The sequence below is a fragment of the uncultured Intestinimonas sp. genome (genome assembly GCF_944387245.1).
Classification (GTDB): Bacteria; Bacillota; Clostridia; order Oscillospirales; family Oscillospiraceae; genus Intestinimonas.
This window is the reverse complement of the sequence record NZ_CALXEE010000015.1, coordinates 1-17,858: the sequence shown is the minus strand read 5'-3', so window position 1 is coordinate 17,858 and position 17,858 is coordinate 1. Positions and strand designations below refer to the sequence as shown.

The 17,858-nt window shown below is 63.7% G+C and carries 16 protein-coding genes; 10 read left to right on the top strand and 6 right to left on the bottom strand.

Going from position 1 to position 17,858, the window contains the following annotated elements:
* Window positions 1–112: 112 nt before the first annotated feature.
* The 5 genes from Q0K15_RS03730 to Q0K15_RS03710 all read left to right on the top strand — a co-directional run bounded on the left by Q0K15_RS03730 (window position 113) and on the right by Q0K15_RS03710 (window position 6,640).
* Window positions 113–1,588, top strand: coding sequence for a pyridoxal-phosphate dependent enzyme (locus Q0K15_RS03730; protein WP_294512353.1), 1,476 nt, complete (start codon window positions 113–115; stop codon window positions 1,586–1,588).
* A 483-nt stretch (window positions 1,589–2,071) separates the two neighbouring features.
* A complete protein-coding gene (locus Q0K15_RS03725) occupies window positions 2,072–3,310 on the top strand; it encodes a threonine synthase (protein ID WP_294512350.1) in 1,239 nt (412 codons plus the stop codon).
* Window positions 3,311–3,341: 31 nt separating this feature from the next.
* Window positions 3,342–3,701 carry a hypothetical protein gene (locus Q0K15_RS03720; protein WP_294512347.1) on the top strand — a complete coding sequence of 120 codons (360 nt, stop codon included), beginning with the start codon at window positions 3,342–3,344 and terminating at the stop codon, window positions 3,699–3,701.
* 110 nt (window positions 3,702–3,811) lie between these two features.
* On the top strand, window positions 3,812–5,194 hold the full coding sequence (hydA, locus tag Q0K15_RS03715) for a dihydropyrimidinase (protein WP_294512344.1): 1,383 nt from the start codon (window positions 3,812–3,814) through the stop codon (window positions 5,192–5,194).
* A gap of 894 nt (window positions 5,195–6,088) precedes the next feature.
* Window positions 6,089–6,640 (top strand): nucleotidyltransferase family protein, encoded by a 552-nt coding sequence (locus Q0K15_RS03710; RefSeq protein WP_294512341.1) that lies wholly within the window; start codon window positions 6,089–6,091, stop codon window positions 6,638–6,640.
* Here Q0K15_RS03710 and Q0K15_RS03705 read toward each other — a convergent pair.
* Window positions 6,637–6,900: a thioredoxin family protein gene (locus tag Q0K15_RS03705; RefSeq protein WP_294512338.1), complete on the bottom strand. Its 264-nt coding sequence runs from the start codon at window positions 6,898–6,900 to the stop codon at window positions 6,637–6,639. The two genes, Q0K15_RS03710 and Q0K15_RS03705, sit on opposite strands and share 4 nt — an antisense overlap.
* Window positions 6,901–6,999: 99 nt before the next feature.
* Here Q0K15_RS03705 and Q0K15_RS03700 point away from each other — a divergent pair, with 99 nt between their 5' ends.
* From Q0K15_RS03700 to Q0K15_RS03690, 3 genes are all read left to right on the top strand, one after another.
* Window positions 7,000–7,446 carry a nucleoside deaminase gene (locus Q0K15_RS03700; RefSeq protein WP_294512335.1) on the top strand — a complete coding sequence of 149 codons (447 nt, stop codon included), beginning with the start codon at window positions 7,000–7,002 and terminating at the stop codon, window positions 7,444–7,446.
* A 456-nt stretch (window positions 7,447–7,902) separates the two neighbouring features.
* Window positions 7,903–8,583 carry a hypothetical protein gene (locus Q0K15_RS03695; protein WP_294512333.1) on the top strand — a complete coding sequence of 227 codons (681 nt, stop codon included), beginning with the start codon at window positions 7,903–7,905 and terminating at the stop codon, window positions 8,581–8,583.
* Window positions 8,584–8,597: 14 nt separating this feature from the next.
* Window positions 8,598–8,924, top strand: a complete 327-nt coding sequence (locus Q0K15_RS03690; protein WP_294512330.1) for an SCP2 sterol-binding domain-containing protein — start codon at window positions 8,598–8,600, stop codon at window positions 8,922–8,924.
* A 54-nt stretch (window positions 8,925–8,978) separates the two neighbouring features.
* Here Q0K15_RS03690 and Q0K15_RS03685 read toward each other — a convergent pair whose 3' ends face one another.
* From Q0K15_RS03685 to Q0K15_RS03665, 5 genes are all read right to left on the bottom strand, one after another.
* Entirely contained in the window at window positions 8,979–9,974 is a 996-nt protein-coding gene (locus Q0K15_RS03685) for an ABC transporter permease (protein ID WP_294512327.1), read from the bottom strand.
* Entirely contained in the window at window positions 9,971–11,059 is a 1,089-nt protein-coding gene (locus Q0K15_RS03680) for an ABC transporter permease (RefSeq protein WP_294512324.1), read from the bottom strand. The genes Q0K15_RS03685 and Q0K15_RS03680 overlap by 4 nt, the downstream gene beginning before the upstream one ends.
* Window positions 11,052–12,647: an ABC transporter ATP-binding protein gene (locus Q0K15_RS03675; protein WP_365933136.1), complete on the bottom strand. Its 1,596-nt coding sequence runs from the start codon at window positions 12,645–12,647 to the stop codon at window positions 11,052–11,054. The genes Q0K15_RS03680 and Q0K15_RS03675 overlap by 8 nt, the downstream gene beginning before the upstream one ends.
* A gap of 131 nt (window positions 12,648–12,778) precedes the next feature.
* Window positions 12,779–14,044, bottom strand: a complete 1,266-nt coding sequence (locus Q0K15_RS03670) for a BMP family ABC transporter substrate-binding protein (protein ID WP_294512320.1) — start codon at window positions 14,042–14,044, stop codon at window positions 12,779–12,781.
* A gap of 262 nt (window positions 14,045–14,306) precedes the next feature.
* Window positions 14,307–14,882: a xanthine phosphoribosyltransferase gene (locus tag Q0K15_RS03665; RefSeq protein ID WP_294512317.1), complete on the bottom strand. Its 576-nt coding sequence runs from the start codon at window positions 14,880–14,882 to the stop codon at window positions 14,307–14,309.
* Between the two features lie 282 nt (window positions 14,883–15,164).
* Between Q0K15_RS03665 and Q0K15_RS03660 the strand changes: the two genes are divergently transcribed.
* Both Q0K15_RS03660 and Q0K15_RS03655 read left to right on the top strand, forming a co-directional pair.
* Window positions 15,165–16,829 (top strand): S-layer homology domain-containing protein, encoded by a 1,665-nt coding sequence (locus Q0K15_RS03660; protein WP_294512314.1) that lies wholly within the window; start codon window positions 15,165–15,167, stop codon window positions 16,827–16,829.
* A 40-nt stretch (window positions 16,830–16,869) separates the two neighbouring features.
* Window positions 16,870–17,742, top strand: a complete 873-nt coding sequence (locus Q0K15_RS03655) for a YitT family protein (protein ID WP_294512311.1) — start codon at window positions 16,870–16,872, stop codon at window positions 17,740–17,742.
* Window positions 17,743–17,858 lie beyond the last annotated feature (116 nt).

Sequence of the window (17,858 nt, the reverse complement as noted above, 5' to 3'; positions counted from 1 at the left end):
CGCCCAAAGTTTGACCTTTCCCCTTGATTTCTCCCCTTGGTATGTTATGATGGAGTCACCAACATCACCCGGGACGGCTGGCGGCCGCCCACGACGAAGGAGGCTTTTTGTCATGATCGATCTCACCCTCCACCCCGACGCCCTGGCCCGGAACATCCAGAAAGCCCGGGAGAACGGGGTGGTCATCCCCACCTATCAGCAGATGAAACACCCGGAGACCGTGCCCGGCAAGATCCAGGACCGGCTGCGCCACGTGGGCCTGTGGGATGTGGACCCCCTCAACCTCTTCCGCATCACCTGGAAGAACGAGGCCAAGGCCTCCGGCGGCCTCTACCAGGAAGTGCCCAACTACATTGAGCTGCCCTCCGCCCTCACCGGCGTCCCTGCCCGCATCATCTGTCTGGTGGGCAAGTGGTTCCCCACCGGCTGCCACAAGGTGGGGGCCGCCTACGGCTGCCTGGTGCCCCGGCTGGTCACCGGCCAGTTCGACGCCACCGCCGACCACGCCGTCTGGCCCTCCACCGGCAACTACTGCCGGGGCGGCGCCTTCAACTCCAAGCTGCTGGCGGTGGACTCGGTGGCCATCCTCCCCGAGGGCATGAGCCGGGAGCGCTTCGACTGGCTCAAGTCCATTGCCGGCGAGGTCATCGCCACCCCCGGCTGCGAGTCCAACGTAAAGGAGATCTTCGACAAGGCCAACGAGCTCAAGCAACAGCCCCACATGATGGTCTTCAACCAGTTTGAGGAGATGGGCAACCACCTCTGGCACTACCAGGTCACCGGCGACGCCATCGCCACCGTCTTTGAGCACCTCAAAGGCCCCGGCGACCACATGGCGGGCGCCTGCTTCACCTCCGGCTCCGCCGGCACCATCGGCTGCGGCGACTACCTCAAGGAGATCTACCCCACCATGAAGCTGGCCGTGGGCGAGGCCCTCCAGTGCCCCACCCTCCTCAACAACGGTTTCGGCGGCCACCGCATCGAGGGCATCGGCGACAAGCACGTGCCCTGGATTCACGACGTGAAGAATACCGACATGGTCATCGCCATCGACGACGAGGACTCCCAGCGGCTGCTGCGGCTCTTCAACGCCCCCGCCGGTCTCCGCTACCTCAAGGAGGAGGCCGGGGTGGACGACGAGACCCTGCAAAAACTGTCCTGGCTGGGCATCAGCGGCATCGCCAACGTGCTCTGCTGCATCAAGATGGCCAAGTACTACGAGTTCACCGGCAAGGACCTCATCTTCACCGTCCTCACCGACTCCGCCGACATGTACGGCTCCCGCATCCAGGAGCTGGCCGAGGAGTACGGCCCCTACGACGCCAAGGCGGCGGCGGTGGACCACAACCTCCACATGCTGGGCCTGCGGACCGACGCCATGGAGGAACTCACCTACCCCGCCCGGAAGCGGGTCCACAACCTCAAATACTACACCTGGGTGGAGCAGCAGGGCCGCACCGTGGAGGAGCTGGACGCCCTCTGGTACGACACCGAGCACACCTGGGACGCCGTCCACCACCAGGCCGACGCCCTGGACGAGCTCATCAACGCCTTCAACGAGGAGAGCGGCGTGCTGAAGAGCCTGTAAGGCACCGGCACCCCACTCCACCCCCTCATCCGCTCCAGTGTGTGCACTGGAGCACCTTCCCCCCTGAGGGGGGAAGGTTTTATAAGGCGCGCCGAGGTTGTCGCGCCCCACAATAGAGGGAATACCAGATAGCGCCACCACGCCCCGACCCCCACCCACGCAGGCGGCGAAAAAAGTGGGGATAGGACCACGGCTCTTCCCTGTTCCACCGAGGTAGTCACCTGTGGACGGGGCTGGTGCTGAGCGGGGGCGTAAAGACGGGCCGCCGGATTCCTATTTAGGACCACTCAACCCATTCCTGAGCCCCTTTTTTTTGGATTCCAAAAACCGTTCTTTTTCCAGCAGGGAAAAAGAAACGGGTTTTGAGAGCGTCTCCCCCGTCCTTGCGCATAAAAGAAAGCAATGGGCCGAGGCGTGGTTTGGCGCGCCGAGGTTGTCGCGCCCCACGGAGAAAAATGCCCTCACCCACCAAGGAGGTGTCCCATGAAATATGTCCTGAGCGCCAAGTGCACCCGCTGCGGCGCGGAGTACGAGGCCCTTCCGACGATCACAACCTGTAAATGTGGCGGTATATTAGACATTCAGTATTCGCATTCCGCCATCCGAGACCACTTTTCCCCCGCCGATCTGGCACAAAACCACGACTATTCCATGTGGCGGTACCGGCCCTTTCTGCCGGTGGAGGAGGACTCCCCCGCCCCGCCCCTGCGGGTGGGCTGGTCCCCTCTCTACAAGGCCGACCGGCTCTCCAAGGTCCTGGGCTTAAAGACCCTTTACATCAAGGACGACGGCCAGAACCCCACCGCCTCCCTGAAGGATCGGGCCTCCGCCATGGCGGTGGTCAAGGCCCGGGAGGCCGGGGCGGACACCATCGCCTGCTCCTCCACCGGCAACGCCGCCTCCTCCCTGGCGGGCAACGCCGCGGCGGCGGGGCTGGCCACCTACATTTTCGTCCCCAGCCGGGCCCCCAAGGGTAAGGTGGCCCAGCTCATGATCTTCGGCGCCACCGTCATCAGCGTGGACGGCTCCTATGAGGACACCTTCGCCCTCTCCAAAGCCGCCATCGACCGCTGGGGCTGGTACAACCGCAACGCCGCCATCAACCCCTACCTCTCCGAGGGCAAAAAGACGGTGACCTTTGAGCTCATGGAGCAGCTGGGCTGGCAGGTCCCCGACTATGTGGCCCTCTCCGTGGGGGACGGCTGCACCATCGCCGGGGTGTGGAAGGGTTTTAAGGACCTCTACGAGACCGGCTTCATTGACCGTCTGCCCAAACTGATTTCCGCCCAGGCGGAGGGCTGCTGCCCCCTGAACCGGGCCCTTCAGACCGGAGAGCCCTGGCAGCCCATGGAAGAGAACACTCTGGCCGACTCCATCGCCGTGGGGGTGCCCCGGAACGCCGACAAGGCCCTGAACGCCGTCCGGGAATCCAAGGGCATCGCCGTCAACGTGTCCGACGAGGAGATTTTAGGGGCCATGCGCCTTCTGGGCCGGACCCAGGGGGTCTTTGGGGAGCCCGCCGGGGTCACCGGCACCGCCGGGGTGAAAAAGGCCCTGGAGCTGGGACTCATCGACCCGGACGCTACCGTGGTGAGCATCGTCACGGGGAACGGCCTCAAGGACGTGGCCAACGGCATCAAGGCCGCCGGAGAGCCCATGCTGGTGCGCCCCGACCTGGACGCCCTCCTCTCCGCCTTTGACGCGCGGAACATCCACCCCTGACCCACAAACTGAGAAAAGAGAGGTCCTTCCCATGTCCACGTCTCCCGTCTCCGGCGCGGCCAGAACCGCCGCCCGCCTCTACCCTGTGGTCACCATCCTGGCTCTTGTCCTCAGCTTCGCCCTCTTCATCGCCGGCGACGGCGGCTCCCTCACCCGGACCGTGGTCTTTATGGTGTGGCTGGCCCTGCTGGTCTACTCCCTCATCCGCATCCTCAGCGACGTCCTGTCGGGCCAGCATCAGAAGGAGCGGAATTTTCAGAACACCCTGGACACCTTTACCCAGAACACCGGCAGTCCGCAAAAGGCCATGACCTACTTCACCGCCACGATGGCCGTCTCCTCCGTGCTGAAGCTGGCCGTCCCTGTGGTGCTGTGGGCCATCTTCCGCTGAATGTTTTCCGAGAAGCTGTAACGAAGTGCCGCGCGCACGGGCTTCCATTTTGACGGCACAGTCAGGATGGGAGCCCGTTTTTTTGATACATGAAAAAGGAGGTCATCCCTATGTCTATCCTCATTCAGAATGGCACCCTGGTGCTGCCCGAGGGTCCCGTCCAGGCCGATCTGCGCATGGACGGCGGCAAGATCGTCCAGATCGGCCCCGACCTGCCCGCCGGGGACGCCCAGGTGGTGAAGGCCGCCGGGAAGCTGGTCTTCCCCGGCTTCATCGACACCCACACCCACTTCGAGATGAACAAGGGCCTGCCCAACGAGACCACCGACGACTGGCGGACGGGCTCCATGGCCGCCCTGGCCGGGGGCACCACCACCGTGCTGGACTTTGCCGAATCCCAGCGGGGCTGCTCTCTGGCCTCCGCCCTGGAGACCTGGCACAGCCGGGCCGACGGGGTGGCCAGCTGCCACTACGGCTTCCACATGACCATCAAGGACTGGGACCCCCGTATCCGGGCCGAGCTGAAGGACATGACCGCCGCCGGGGTCACCTCCTACAAGGTCTACATGGCCTACGACAACCTGCGCCTGCCCGACGGGGTCATCTATGAGGTCCTCAAGGCCACAGCGGAGGAGGGGGCCGTGGTGGGCTGCCACTGCGAAAACGGCGACCTGGTGACCAAGGGCATTGCCGCCCAGAAGGCGGCGGGCAATCTGGGCACCCAGGCCCACCCCCTGTCCCGGCCCCCTCTGGTGGAGGCCGAGGCGGTGAGCCGCTATCTCTCCATCGCCGAGCTGGCGGGGGTGCCGGTGAACATCGTCCACCTCTCTACCCGCCGGGGCCTGGAGGCCGTCCGGGCGGCCCGGGCACGGGGCCAGAAGCTCTATGTGGAGACCTGCCCCCAGTACCTCCTCCTGGACGACAGCCTGTACAGCCTTCCCGACTTCGAGGGGGCCAAGTACGTCTTCTCCCCTCCCGCCCGGAGCAAGGACGACCAGACGGCCCTGTGGGAGGGCATCGCCGCCGGGGACATCGACACCATGGGTACCGACCACTGCTCCTTCGACTTCCACGGGGTAAAGGAGCTGGGCCGGGATGACTTCTCCAAAATCCCCAACGGCCTGCCCGGCGTGGAGCACCGCCCCGCCCTCATGTACCACTTCGGGGTGGGCCAGGGCCGGATGACGGTGAATGACCTGGTGCGGCTCCTGGCAGAGCAGCCCGCCAAGCTCTTCGGCATGTGGCCCCGGAAGGGCTGCCTGGCTGTGGGCAACGACGCCGACGTGGTCATCTTCGACCCCGCCCGCACCTGGACCATTACCGCCCAGGACCAGGTCCAGGCGGTGGACTACACCCCCTACGAGGGCATGACCCTCACCGGCAAGCCCGAGGCCGTCTTCCTCAGCGGCGCCCTGGCCGCCCAGGACGGCAAGGTGGTCCTGGAGGGGCAGGGACAGTTCGTCCACCGGGGAAAGAGCCAGTTCTGGCGGTAACTGAGGTCAAAGGCATGGGGCGCGGCTTCCCAGACGTGCCCCGGTACCGCATTATTTTTCTTACTCCTTGATTGCGTTACGGCCTCCGGCGGGCCCCTTTCTGAGTGACCAGAAAGGGGCGGAAGAGTCAGTCAAGGAGGGGAATTTCGATTTTCCCCTCCTTGACAATCCACCCCTTGAAACGACCAAGCACAGGAGAAACAGGGACCCAAATGGAGCCCAGCAAAGCGGGTCCATTTGGGAGATGAGAGGCAAGGGAGCTCAGCGAGACCTGGCCGTCAGGCCGGGGTGAGCGGTGCGGACTTTGCCCCGACGATGGCCCCCCCCTATTGGATGTACCCCCGGGGCTCTTCTAACGTTATGTCACTTGCACCGTCGGCTTACTCCGTAATGCCGCCGGTGCTCCGGCGTAGGGGCGGATAGCATCCGCCCATGAAACCACGCCGCAACTTGCACCCACCACGCCGCAGCGCCCACCCACGCAGGCGGCGAAAAAATTGCGGATAGGACCACGGCCTGTCCCTGTTCCGCCGGCGTAGTCTACCGTAGACGGGGCTGGTGCTCTACGGGGGCGTAAAGACGGGCCGCCGGATTTCTATTTGGAGCCACTTAACCCCTTTGGGGCCCCTTTTTCTTTGGATTCCAAAAACCGTTCTTTTTCCAGCAGGGAAAAAGAAACGGGTTTTGAGCCGTCTCTCCCGTCCTTTTACGTATCAGAAAGAGCACGAATTGTAAACCACACTTAAAGCCCCCCTCATCCGCCCCAGTGTGCGCACTGGGGCACCACGGGTCAAGGAAGAAGTCATTTCTTCTGACTGTCCGGTGGACAGTCAGACCCCCAGGGGAAGGCTCTTTTCAGCGCAGTACGTTTCCCTTCCCCGAAAGGAGGTCCAAATGAAGATCGCCTGCATCCTGCTGGCCTCCGGCTTTGGCCGGCGGTACGGCGGCAACAAGCTCCTCACCCTCTGGGAGGGCACCCCCCTCTACCGCCGGGCCTTCGCCGCCCTGCCCCCCGCTCTCTTCTCCCCGGCGGTGGTCACCAGCCAGTACGGCCAGATCCTGGTGGACGCCGCCAAGGCGGGCTATCTGCCCATACAAAACTGCCACCCCTGGGAAGGGGTGGCAGCGGGCATCCGTCTGGGGCTTCAGGCGGCCTGGCGCAGCGACGGCGCCCTGTTTGCCGTCTGTGACCAGCCAAATCTGACTACAAAAAGTATCATTAAATTATTAAATGCCTTTCAGGAGTCATCGGACCGCATCCACGCCCTCTCCTGGCAGGGGAAAAAGGGCAACCCGGTGATCTTCCCGAAAGCCCTCTACCCCGAGCTCATGGCCCTCACCGGGGACACCGGCGGCAGCGCCGTCATCCGGGCACACCGGGACCTTCTCGCCCTCACGGAGGTGGGAGACCCCGCCGAGCTGGTGGATGTGGACACCCCCGGTTAGCCCTCCGCCGCCAGACGGAAAACCTTCTCCACGTCGGACTTCTCGGCGTGGCCCTCGTGGACTTTTTTGCCGCCTACATAATAGGTGGGCACATAATAGTAGTCGTAGGTGTCGGCCAGAGCGGCCTCCTTCGCCTCGTCCACCATCTTGAAGGAAATGTCCTTCCACTCCGGATGTTCCGCCAGCAGCTCCTCCTGGAACCGGAGGGCCAGCTTGCAGTGGGGGCAGCCGGGCAGATAAAAGAGCAGAATATCTTTCATGTTTTTCTCCTTTGCACGGGGGCTCCTTTGCCCCTCTGCGTCCATCATACCCGGTCCCGGCCCGAAATACAAGCCCGGACCATAGAAAGGGGGCGTCCCATGACGCCGGAAACCTACATGACCCGGGCCCTGGAGCTGGCCCAAAAAGCCCTGGAGACGGGGGACGTGCCGGTGGGCTGCGTGGTGGCCGACCGGGACGGCGCCATCATCGGGGAGGGCTGGAACCGCCGGGAGGCCAACGGCGACGCCCTGGCCCACGCCGAGGTGGAAGCCATCCGGGCGGCCTGTGCCCACCGGGGGGGCTGGAACCTCCACGGCTGCTCCCTCTACGTCACCCTGGAGCCCTGCCCCATGTGCGCCGGGGCCATCGTCAACGCCCGCATCGACCGGGTCTACTACGGCGCCAAGGACGACAAGGCAGGCTGCTGCGGCTCCGTCCTCAACCTCTTCATGGAGGACTTCAACCACCACCCCCGGGTCTATGGCGGCATCCTGAAGGAACCCTGCGCCGCCCTCCTGCGGCGGTTCTTTGAGGCCCTTCGGTGATGTTTCACAGATTTGTAACATCTGTGGCCTTCTTTTGTAACAATCTGCTGGTATCATCACAATCAGCAAGAGACGATTCTTCTTTTCATTCTATCCTCCGATCCGGGAAGAGAGCGACGGGCATTACCGCCGCTCTTTTTCTTTTTTCCCCAGATTACACGAACTTTACAGCAAATTGGGAAGATTTAATCTTCTTGTAACAATTCAGGATTTGATTGTTAACAACTCTACGGTACTATAATACTCGCAAGAGACAGTTTCTTTTCATTTCATTGTATCCTCTTTCCTTTTGGCAGGGGCCGGACGTCAGGAGCAGGCGTCCGGTTTTTGCTGTTTTGGGGAACTTTGGAAAAGGGCGCCCTTCCCTCTTGAGCATTGGAAAAAAATGAGGTACAATGTCACTGATCGCAGGTCCGCTCTGTACGGACCCGCAGCAGTGGAAAAGGGGTGGCAGACATGATGGGTCTGAGTTCCGCAGGGCTGGATTACGGCTGGGCCTATGCTTCCAGCTACGTGCGCAGAGAGAGCGCCGCCGCCGGTACAGCTGCGGTGGGGCGGGTGAGTCCCGCCCAGACCACCCCGGTGGAGCCGGTGCCGGAGGTGGCTCCCGTCCGCCGGGAGACACCCCAGTGGGAGGTCCGGCTCCCGGAGGCCCGCCAGGGGGCGGATCCGGTGGAGATGGCCGTCCGGGGCCGCATCCAGTACGTGGACCCCGACACTCTGCTCCAGGGGGAGGATGCCGCCGCCCGGGGGACTGATGCCATCCAGGAGTCCAAGTCCGCCCAGGAGGTCATGGAGGAAGGCGAATGCCAGACCTGCAAGGAGCGCAAGTACCAGGACGGCTCCAATGACCCCGGCGTCTCCTACAAAAATCCCACCAACATTGACCCCACCCAGGCGGCCTCCTCCGTCCGGGGCCACGAGCAGGAGCACGTGGTCCGGGAGCAGGCCAAGGCCAAGCGGGAGGGCCGTGAGGTGGTCAGCCAGTCGGTGACCCTCCACACCGCCATCTGTCCCGAATGCGGCAAGACCTATGTCTCCGGCGGCACCACCCGCACCACCACCCGTGCCCAGCAGGCCGCCCAGGCCTATCAGCAGCCGGAGGAGCAGCCCAGCCTCTTCCAGGCGGTGGCATGAGGAAGGAGGACGCCATGACATTTGACGCCATGTTCGCCCAGGTCAAAGAGCTCCTCTCCCGGGCCGACGCCAGCGGCATCGGAGAGCATCTGGCCTACCAGTTCAACATCACCGGGGAGGCCCAGGGTACCTTCTACCTGGAGGTGAAGGACGGACAGCTCCACGTGGAGCCCTACGACTACCGGGACCGGGACGCCCTCTTTACCTGTTCGGCCGGGACCCTCTTCAAAATCGCCTCCGGGCAGTCTGACCCCGTTGGGGCAGTTTTCCTGGGCAGACTGAAGGTGGAGGGCAACATCGATAAGGCTTTGAAGCTCAAGTCCCTCCTCCCCTCCAAATAGGAAAACAAAAAGCGGTCCGCCACGGCGGACCGCTTTTTTGTACCATATTTCCCCTTACCGGTCCTCCCGGAAGTAGGCGTTGCCCAGCGATGCGGGCGGTTGGTTCTCCCGCTTCTTGCGCATGCTGACGGCCACCAGGACGATGACGGTGACCACATAGGGCAGGATCTTGTAGAGCTGGCTGGGGATGAAGGGGAGCTGAAGGCGCATGTAGAGGATCATGAGGGCGCCGAAGAGGACGGAGCCCCAGATGGCGTTGAGAGGCCGCCACAGGCAGAAGATGACCAGGGCCACGGCCAGCCAGCCCTCGCCGGAGAGGCCCTCGTGGTTCCACACGCAGCCGGCGATGGTCATGATGTAGACCATGCCGCCGATGGCCGAGATTCCGCCGCCGATGACGGTGGCCAGGTACTTGTAGCGGGTGATGTTGATGCCGGCGGCGTCGGCGGTGGCGGGGGACTCGCCCACGGAGCGCAGGTGGAGGCCGGCCCGGCTGCGGGTGAGGAACCAGGCCATGGCCACGGCGATGATCACCCCCACATAGACGAAGATGTTATAGCCGAAGATCAGAGGTCCCACCACGGGCAGCCCCCGCAGGGCCGCCGGGAAGGGGGAATTGGCAAAGACGTCCTTGAGGGCGTTGCTGATGGCCACGTAGCCGCCGGCGCTCACCCGCATGTACTCGCCGATGAACTGTCCCGCGCCGGTGCCGAAGATGGCCAGGGCCAGGCCGGTGACGTTCTGGTTGGCCCGGAGGGAGATGGTGAGAAAGGCGTAGATGAGGGCGCCGAAGGCTCCGGCCAGGAAGGCGAAGAGGATGGCCAGCACCACGGCCACGATACCGTTGGCGCTGCCGCCCGCGGCCTGCTCGTAGTAGAAGGCCGCCCCCAGGCCCAGGGCGCCGCCCATGTACATCATGCCCTCCACGCCCAGGTTCAGGTTGCCCGCCTTTTCCGACAGGATCTCGCCCACGGTGCCGAAGAGGAGGGGCGTGCCGTTGAGGACGGCGGCACTGATGAGAAGGACCAGGAAGCTCTGATTGATGCTCATGCGCCGGTCACCTCCTTGTGGTGACCCCGGAGGATCACCCGGTAATTGATGAAGAACTCACAGCCCAGCATGCAGAAGAGGACCACGCCGGTGATGATGTCGGAGATGGAGGCGGGCACCTGCATCTGGGTCTGGAGGGTGTCGGCGCCCTTCTCCAGCACGGCCAGGAGGGCGGAGATGCCCACCATGGCGAAGGGGTTGAGCTGGGCCAGCCACGCCACGGTGATGGCGGTGAAGCCCACCCCGGCGGCCACCCCGGAGTGGAGGGTGTTGTCGGCGCCGGAGGAGACGATGAAGCCCACCAGGCCGGAGATGGCGCCCGAGAGGAACATGGTCCGCATAACGATGCGCCCCACGTTCATGCCGGCGTAGCGGGCAGTGTTTTCGCTCTCGCCCACCACGGCGATCTCATAGCCTTGCTTGGTGTACTTCATGTAGAAATACATGAGGACGGTGAGGGCCAGCACGATGATCCAGCCGCAGTGGACCCCCAGTACCTTGGGGAGGACGGCGGCGGAGTCATACTGGGGGATGATCTGGGAGCCGGGCCGGCCCTCCCAGGGGCCGCCCTGGAGCCAGTTGACGATGCCGATGGCGATGTAGTTCATCATGAGGGTGAAGAGGGTCTCGTTGGTGCCCCACCTGGTCTTGAAGAAGGCGGGGATCAGGGCCCAGATACCGCCGAAGAGGGCGCCGGCGATGGCCATGACCACCAGCAGCACCGGCCCGGGCAGCTTGTCGGCCCAGAAGAGGGCGAAGTAGGCGGCCCCCACGGCGCCGGCGGTGATCTGGCCCTCGGCGCCGATGTTCCAGAACTTCATCTTGAAGCAGGGGGCGATGGCCAGGGCGGTGCCCAGCAGAGGGATGGCGATGCGCACCGTCTGGCGGATGGCCGTCTTTTTGCCCAGGGAGCCGGTGAGGATGGTGCCGTAGGCCGAGATGGGGTTATTCCCGATGAGGAGAAAGACGACGGCGCCGATGAGGATGGCCACCACGAAGGCGGCCGCCCGGATGGCCCACATCTTTCCCCGGGACATGCCGTCCCGCTTAGCCAGCCGGATGAGAGGGGTATTGGCTTCATGCATGGTCTTCCGCCTCCTTTCCGCCGCCCACGTGGGTCATGAGGAGGCCCACTTCCTCCTTGGTGGCGGTGCGGCCGTCCACCACCCCGGAGACCCGGCCTCCGCAGAGGACCAGGATGCGGTCGCACAGCTCCAGCAGCACGTCCAGGTCCTCGCCCACCATAAGGACGGCCACCCCCTTCATCTTCTGCTCGTTGAGGAGGCGGTAGATGGTGTAGGAGGAGTTGATGTCCAGGCCGCGGACGGGGTAGGCCGTCATGAGCACCGTGGGGCTGGAGGCGATTTCCCGGCCCACCAGCACCTTCTGTACGTTGCCGCCGGAGAGCCGCCGCACCGGGGTGTTCACCCCAGGGGTGACGATCTCCAGCTCATCGATGAGCTTTTCGGCCAGGGCCTTGGGGGGCTTCCGGTCCACGAAGGGACCGGGGTGCTCCTTGTAGGTCTTGAGCATCATGTTGTCCACCATGCCCATGCCCCCCACCAGGCCCATGCCCAGCCGGTCCTCGGGTACGAAGGCCAGGGAGACGCCGATCTTCTGGATCTGGGTGGGGGTCTTCCCCACCAGCTCCTCCCCCGCCTTGTCCACCGGCACGTGCTTGCCGGCGATGTCGCTCTTGGGGTGGGGCGGATAGTAGAAGATGTGGCCCGACTCCGCCTTCTGCAGCCCGGCAATGGCCTCCAGCAGCTCCTTCTGGCCGGAGCCGGCGATGCCGGCGATACCCAGTATCTCGCCGCCCATGGCCTGGAAGCTCACGTCGGTGAGGGCGGGCACTCCGTCGCTGCCCAGGCAGTTGAGGCCCTTCACCTCCAGCCGCAGGTCGTGGTACTTGGCCTCCGGCCGGTCGATGTTCAGACTCACCGCGTGGCCCACCATCATCTCGGTGAGCTTCTGGGGGTCGGTCTCGGCTGTGTTCACCGTGCCGATGTACTTGCCCTTGCGCAGCACGGCCACCTTGTCCGAGATGGCCATGACCTCGTGGAGCTTGTGGGTGATGATGACGATGGCCTTGCCGTCGGCCTTCATGGCCCGCAGGATGTCGAAGAGCCGGTCGGTCTCCTGGGGGGTGAGCACCGCCGTGGGCTCGTCCAGGATAAGGATGTCGGCTCCCCGGTAGAGCACCTTGACGATCTCCACCGTCTGCTTCTCCGACACCGACATGTCGTAGATCTTCTTGTCCGGGTCGATGCCGAAGCCGTACTTGTCGCTGATCTCCCGCACCTTGCGGGCGATCTCCTTCCGGTCCAGCTTCTTTCCGTCGTGGAGGCCCAGGACGATGTTCTCGGCGGCGGTGAACACGTCCACCAGCTTGTAGTGCTGGTGGATCATGCCGATGCCGTGGTCGTAGGCGTCCTTGGGGGAGCGGATGGCGATGGGCTTCCCCTCCATGAGGATCTCGCCCTCGTCGGGCAGGTAGATCCCCGAGAGCATATTCATCAGCGTGGTCTTGCCGCTGCCGTTCTCCCCCAGCAGGGAGAGGATCTCCCCCCGGTCCAGGGCCAGGTCGATGTGGTCGTTGGCCACCACCTTGGCGCCGAAGCGCTTGGTGATGCCCCGCAGCTCAATGGCGTGGACAGTTTCCAAGGCTGTCATCCTTTCTCCCGTCTCCGTGACGGCCGTTTCTCGATTCCATTATACCGGAGGCCAATGGCCGGGGCAAGCCCCCGGAAAAAACGGGAGGACCGCCGGGACGGCGGTCCTCCCTTCTGCGCGCGGTATGACGCTTAATAAGCCTCGTTGACCCACTCGATGCCGTCGATCTTGGCGGTGAAGTAGGGGGCGGACTGGAAGTAGGACTCGTGGAAGGCGCCGTCGAACACGGCCTCCTCGGAGTCGGCCACGAAGTCGCCGTCGGTGTCGATGGCCATGCAGGAGGTCATCTCGGCGCCGTCCACGGTGAAGGTGGAGGTGTCAAAGACCTGGAGGGTGCCATCGTGGATCTGCTGCTCCACCTCGGCCAGCTTCTCAGCGGTGCCGGCGGCGGCGATGTCCTCGTTGAGGGGAGTCATGACCACGGCGCCCATATCCATGCCGTGGCACCAATCCTGGTCGAACTCCTCGCCGTTGGCCACGGCCTCGATGGCGTACTCAAAGTACACGGACCAGTCGATGCGGGTGCCGATAAGGGAGGCCTCGGGGGCGATGGAGATCATGTCGTTGTTGTAGCCGGTGTGGAAGGCGCCGGCGGCCTGGGCGGCGGTGGCGGGGGTGGTGTTGTCGGAGTGCTGGGAGATCATGATGCAGCCCTCATCGCACAGAGCCTGGGCGGCGTTGCCCTCGGCGGTGGCGTCGGACCAGGAGCCCACGAAGTTGACCTTCATGGTCACGCTGGGGCACACGCTCTTGGCGCCCAGGTAGTAGGCGGTGAAGCCGGAGATCACCTCGGCGAAGGAGTAGGCGCCCACGTAGCCAATGACGGCCTGCTCGGGGGTGATCTCGCCGTTGTCGATCATCTCCTGCATCTTCATGCCGGCCACCACGCCGGCCAGGTAGCGGCCCTCATAGATGTTGGCGAAGGCGTTGTGGGTGTTGGGCAGGTCGTCCACGGCGGAGGCCTGGTTGGTGCAGGAGATGAACTCAATGTCGGGGTAGTCGGGGGCCACCTTCAGCATGTACTCCTCAAAACCAAAGGAGTTGTTGATGATGAGCTGGCAGCCCTCCTCGGCCAGCTCGATGTTGGCCTCCTCGCAGGAGGAGTCCTCACCGATGTTCCACTTCACGCTCCACTCCACGTTGATGCCCTTGGCGGCCAGGGCCTCGGTGGCGGCCTCCTGGCCACGGATGAAGTTGTAGGTGTAGCCCTGGTCGTTCTCGTCGCCGATGCAGATGAGGCCCACCTTCACGGTCTTGGCGCCGTCGGTCTCCACAGGGGTGGTCTCCTCGGTACCGGTCTCGGCGGGGGTGGTCTCGGTGCTGCCGCCGCCGGAGCAGGCGGCCAGGCCGAAGATCATGGACCCGGCCAGGAGCATGGCAAGGATGCGCTTCTTCATGATTCATTGTCCTCCTCATAAATATGTTTGACACCCAAAAAACGCAAAACGGCTGTCACAGCCGGGGTATCCGATGGAAAATACGTACCGCGGCGGGACAGCCGAAAGGCGATCCGCTCATCCCGGCAGGAGGATTTGAACCCTCCCGCTCGGCTGCGGCAGCATGCTGGGAACCTATGTAATGAAAAAAGAATTGGTGAGCAAGGGACAACAGCATTTTTTGCGGGGCGCGGCTTCCCAGACGCGCCCTCATTCGGCGGCGTCAGTCGCAGAACTCAATGCTGCCGTCCTCGCCCATGGACTTGACCTTTGCCAGGGATTCCACCCGGACGCCCATGCTGCGGATGAGGTTGCCGCCGGGCTGGAAGGCCTTCTCTACGCAGATGCCGGCGCCCACCAGCTCCGCGCCCGCATCCCGGACCAGGTTGATGAGGCCCTGGAGGGCGGAGCCGTTGGCCAGGAAGTCGTCGATGAGGAGCACCCGGTCGGTGGGGAGCAGGAACTCCTTGGACACGATGATGTCATAGACCTTGCCGTGGGTGAAGGACTCCACCTTGGAGGTGTAGACGTCCCCGGCGATGTTCTTGGTCTTGTTCTTCTTGGCGAAGATCACCGGGCAACCAAAAAACTGCGCAGTCACACACGCGATCCCGATCCCCGATGCCTCGATGGTCAAAATCTTGGTGACTCCGCAGTCGCCGTACAGCCGGTAAAACTCCTTGCCGATCTCCTGAAAGAGGGCCACATCCATCTGGTGGTTGAGAAAGCTGTCCACCTTGAGCACGTCTCCGCCCCTGATCTTGCCGTCTTTTCGGATACGTTCCTCCAGAAGTTTCATTGGGCCACTCCTCCATCTTTATGAATTTGATTTCGATTCTATTCTACATGAAAATATCACGCCATTCAATCACGCAAAATGTCACAAAAAACCCCACCCCTTCCCCGACCTTTTGACGAAAACCACAGCATTTCTATTTCCGTTTTGTGGAATTTCCACAGAGCTCCACCGGGAAAACCGACCTTTTCCAAGGCTATCCATTGTTTTTCCAGTCTTACCCTGATACAATGAAGGCGCAGTTTCCCTTTCCTTTCCACCCGCGTTGAATGGAGGTACTTACCCATGATCCTTCGGCGTCTGGCCGCACTTTCCCTGTGTCTGGTCTTTCTGTGTTCCCTGTCCGCCTCGGCCCTGGCGGTGGAGTTCCCCGACGTCTCCCCCGAGCACTGGGCCTACAACGATATCCAGCAGGCCTCCGACTACGGCCTCATCCAGGGCCTGGACGACGGCACCTTTCGCCCCGAGGAGCGGCTCAACCGGGCCAGCTTCGTCACCATCCTCCAGCGGATGTTCGGCTGGGAGGCCGTGACCCCGGCCACCCCCTCCTTCACCGACATCTCCCCCGACGACTGGTACTACGCCGCCGCCGAGACCGCCCTGGCCCACGGGGTGGTGGACGCCGGCGACCTTTTCCAGCCCCTGGCCTACATCACCCGGGAGGACATGGCCGTCATGCTGGTCCGGGCCCTGGGCTACGAGACCCTGGCCAACGACATCGCCCCCACCGCCACCTCTTTCCCTGACGTCACCGACCACGCCGGCCACATCGCCCTGGCCGCCGCCTTCGGCCTCACCACCGGCGTGGAGGTAAACGGCCAGCTCCTCTTCCAGCCCGACGCCTTCGCCACCCGGGGGCAGGCCGCCGCCATGCTCAACCGGGTCTACCAGCGGATGCAGTCCAAGGTGGACTTTCTCACCGGCTTCTACGCCTTCTCCTCCTACTCCCAGATCGGCCTCACCGCCGATATGGACACCGTCTGCCTGGGCTGGGCCCGGATGGAGTGGAGCGACGCCGGACCCGTCCTCAACTCCTCCAAGACCAACGGCAACGACTGGGTGAAGCCCGCCGACGCCTCCACCGCCACCGACTATTTCCGGGGCAATGACACCCCCTACAACCTGAACGTCTACGCCGACACCACCCAGAACGTCACCCTCTCCGACGGCTCCGCCACCAGCGTGCTGGAGAAGGTCCTTCCCGACCCCGCCGCCCAGAGTCAGGCCGTCTCCGCCATCGCCGGGGCCAGCGCCGACTACGCCGGCATTGTCATCGACTTCGAGGGCCTGCGCACCGACCTTCTCAAGGCCGACTTCGTCACCTTCCTCACCGAGCTGCGCGCCGCCCTGCCGGCGGGCAAGTCCCTCTACGTCTGCGTGCCCCCCGATGACTGGTACAAGGGCTACGACTACCGGGCCATCGGCGAGGTGTGCGACAAGGTCATCCTCATGGCCCACGACTACCAGTGGACCAGCGTGCCGGAGGGCTACGTGGGCACCAAGGCCCCCGACTCCCCGGTGACCCCCTTCCCCGACATCTACCGGGCCCTCTCCGCCATCACCGACCCGGCCACCGGCGTCCAGGACAAGAGCAAGATTGTCCTCCAGATCTCCTTTGCCGCCGTGGGCTTTGAGGTGGACGGAAACGGCCTGCTGGCCGACACCACCATCTACCGCCCCGCCCCCGACACCGTGGCCAAGCGCCTGGCCCAGGCGGGCACCGTGGTGACCTACGACGAGAGCGACCGCAACCCCTCCGCCCTCTACACCACCGAGGAGGGCATGACCGTCCGGCTGTGGTACGAGGACGCCCGCAGCGTGGCCGACAAGCTCACCCTGGCCCGTATGATGGGCATTACCGGCGTCTCCGTGTGGCGGCTGGGCAACGTGCCCGCCTACAGCGACATCCCCAACTACAACGCCTGGTCCGCCATCCTGGCCCAGCGCTGACCCCGTCTCCATCCACATCCACGACAGGAGCTGAACGAACATGCGGCAGCAAAACTGGCTGACCAAGAAAAACATCCAGGAGTTCCTCTTTATGACCCTGGGCATCACCCTGGTGTCGGTGGGCGTCTACTTCTTCAAGTTCCCCAACCACTTCTCCATCGGCGGCGTATCCGGCCTGGCCATCGTCCTGGCTGAGCTCATCCCCGTGCCCTGGCTCACGGCGTCGGTCTACAACGGCGTCATCAACATCCTCTTCCTCCTGCTGGGCTTCCTCCTGTTGGACAAGGGCTTCGGCTTCCGCACCGTCTACTGTTCCATCCTATACTCCCTGGAGGTCCAGGTCTTTGAATGGATCTTCCTCATGTCGGCCCCCCTCACCGACCAGCTCATCCTGGAGCTCTTCTTCGCCGTCCTCCTCCCCGCCCTGGGCTCCGGCATCCTCTTCAACCTGGACGCCTCCAGCGGCGGCACCGACATCGCCGCCATGATCCTCAAAAAGTACACCGGCCTGGATGTGGGCCGGGCCCTCCTCTGCTCCGACGTCCTCATCGCCGCCTCCGCTCTGCTGGTCTTTGACGTCACCGCCGGACTGTGCTCCCTGCTGGGCCTGGTCCTCAAGTCGGTGCTGGTGGACACCGTCATTGAGTCCCTCAACCGCCGTAAGGCCTTCATGGTCATTACCTACCGGCCCGAGATCGTCACTAAATACATCATCGAGGACCTGAATCGGGGCGCTACCATCTGGTCCGGCCAGGGGGCCTACACCCACGAGACCCACCAGGTGGTCCTCACCGTGCTGGCCCGCCACCAGGCCGTCCAGCTGCGGCGCTACCTCAAGCAGAACGACCCCCACGCCTTTATGATCGTCACCAACTCCAGCGAGATCTTCGGCAAGGGTTTTCTGCGGGCGTGATCCATTTTGATACGAAAAAGACCTTCCCCGTCGGGGAAGGTCTCAGCCTGTCGAAAAAGTCCAGCGAAAGCTGGGCTTTTTCGTTTGCAAGAGGTAAAATAGCAATAGGTGGTGAG

Bases quoted from the DNA above. Each gene is read 5' to 3' on its own strand.
- Q0K15_RS03695 (WP_294512333.1), top strand. From the start codon at position 7,903: ATGATGGGTCTGAGTTCCGCAGGGCTGGATTACGGCTGGGCCTATGCT.
- Q0K15_RS03675 (WP_365933136.1), bottom strand. From the start codon at position 12,647: ATGACAGCCTTGGAAACTGTCCACGCCATTGAGCTGCGGGGCATCACC.
- Q0K15_RS03705 (WP_294512338.1), bottom strand. From the start codon at position 6,900: ATGAAAGATATTCTGCTCTTTTATCTGCCCGGCTGCCCCCACTGCAAG.
- hydA (WP_294512344.1), top strand. From the start codon at position 3,812: ATGTCTATCCTCATTCAGAATGGCACCCTGGTGCTGCCCGAGGGTCCC.
- Q0K15_RS03655 (WP_294512311.1), top strand. From the start codon at position 16,870: ATGCGGCAGCAAAACTGGCTGACCAAGAAAAACATCCAGGAGTTCCTC.
- Q0K15_RS03730 (WP_294512353.1), top strand. From the start codon at position 113: ATGATCGATCTCACCCTCCACCCCGACGCCCTGGCCCGGAACATCCAG.
- Q0K15_RS03700 (WP_294512335.1), top strand. From the start codon at position 7,000: ATGACGCCGGAAACCTACATGACCCGGGCCCTGGAGCTGGCCCAAAAA.
- Q0K15_RS03680 (WP_294512324.1), bottom strand. From the start codon at position 11,059: ATGCATGAAGCCAATACCCCTCTCATCCGGCTGGCTAAGCGGGACGGC.
- Q0K15_RS03720 (WP_294512347.1), top strand. From the start codon at position 3,342: ATGTCCACGTCTCCCGTCTCCGGCGCGGCCAGAACCGCCGCCCGCCTC.
- Q0K15_RS03685 (WP_294512327.1), bottom strand. From the start codon at position 9,974: ATGAGCATCAATCAGAGCTTCCTGGTCCTTCTCATCAGTGCCGCCGTC.
- Q0K15_RS03725 (WP_294512350.1), top strand. From the start codon at position 2,072: ATGAAATATGTCCTGAGCGCCAAGTGCACCCGCTGCGGCGCGGAGTAC.
- Q0K15_RS03670 (WP_294512320.1), bottom strand. From the start codon at position 14,044: ATGAAGAAGCGCATCCTTGCCATGCTCCTGGCCGGGTCCATGATCTTC.
- Q0K15_RS03660 (WP_294512314.1), top strand. From the start codon at position 15,165: ATGATCCTTCGGCGTCTGGCCGCACTTTCCCTGTGTCTGGTCTTTCTG.
- Q0K15_RS03710 (WP_294512341.1), top strand. From the start codon at position 6,089: ATGAAGATCGCCTGCATCCTGCTGGCCTCCGGCTTTGGCCGGCGGTAC.
- Q0K15_RS03665 (WP_294512317.1), bottom strand. From the start codon at position 14,882: ATGAAACTTCTGGAGGAACGTATCCGAAAAGACGGCAAGATCAGGGGC.
- Q0K15_RS03690 (WP_294512330.1), top strand. From the start codon at position 8,598: ATGACATTTGACGCCATGTTCGCCCAGGTCAAAGAGCTCCTCTCCCGG.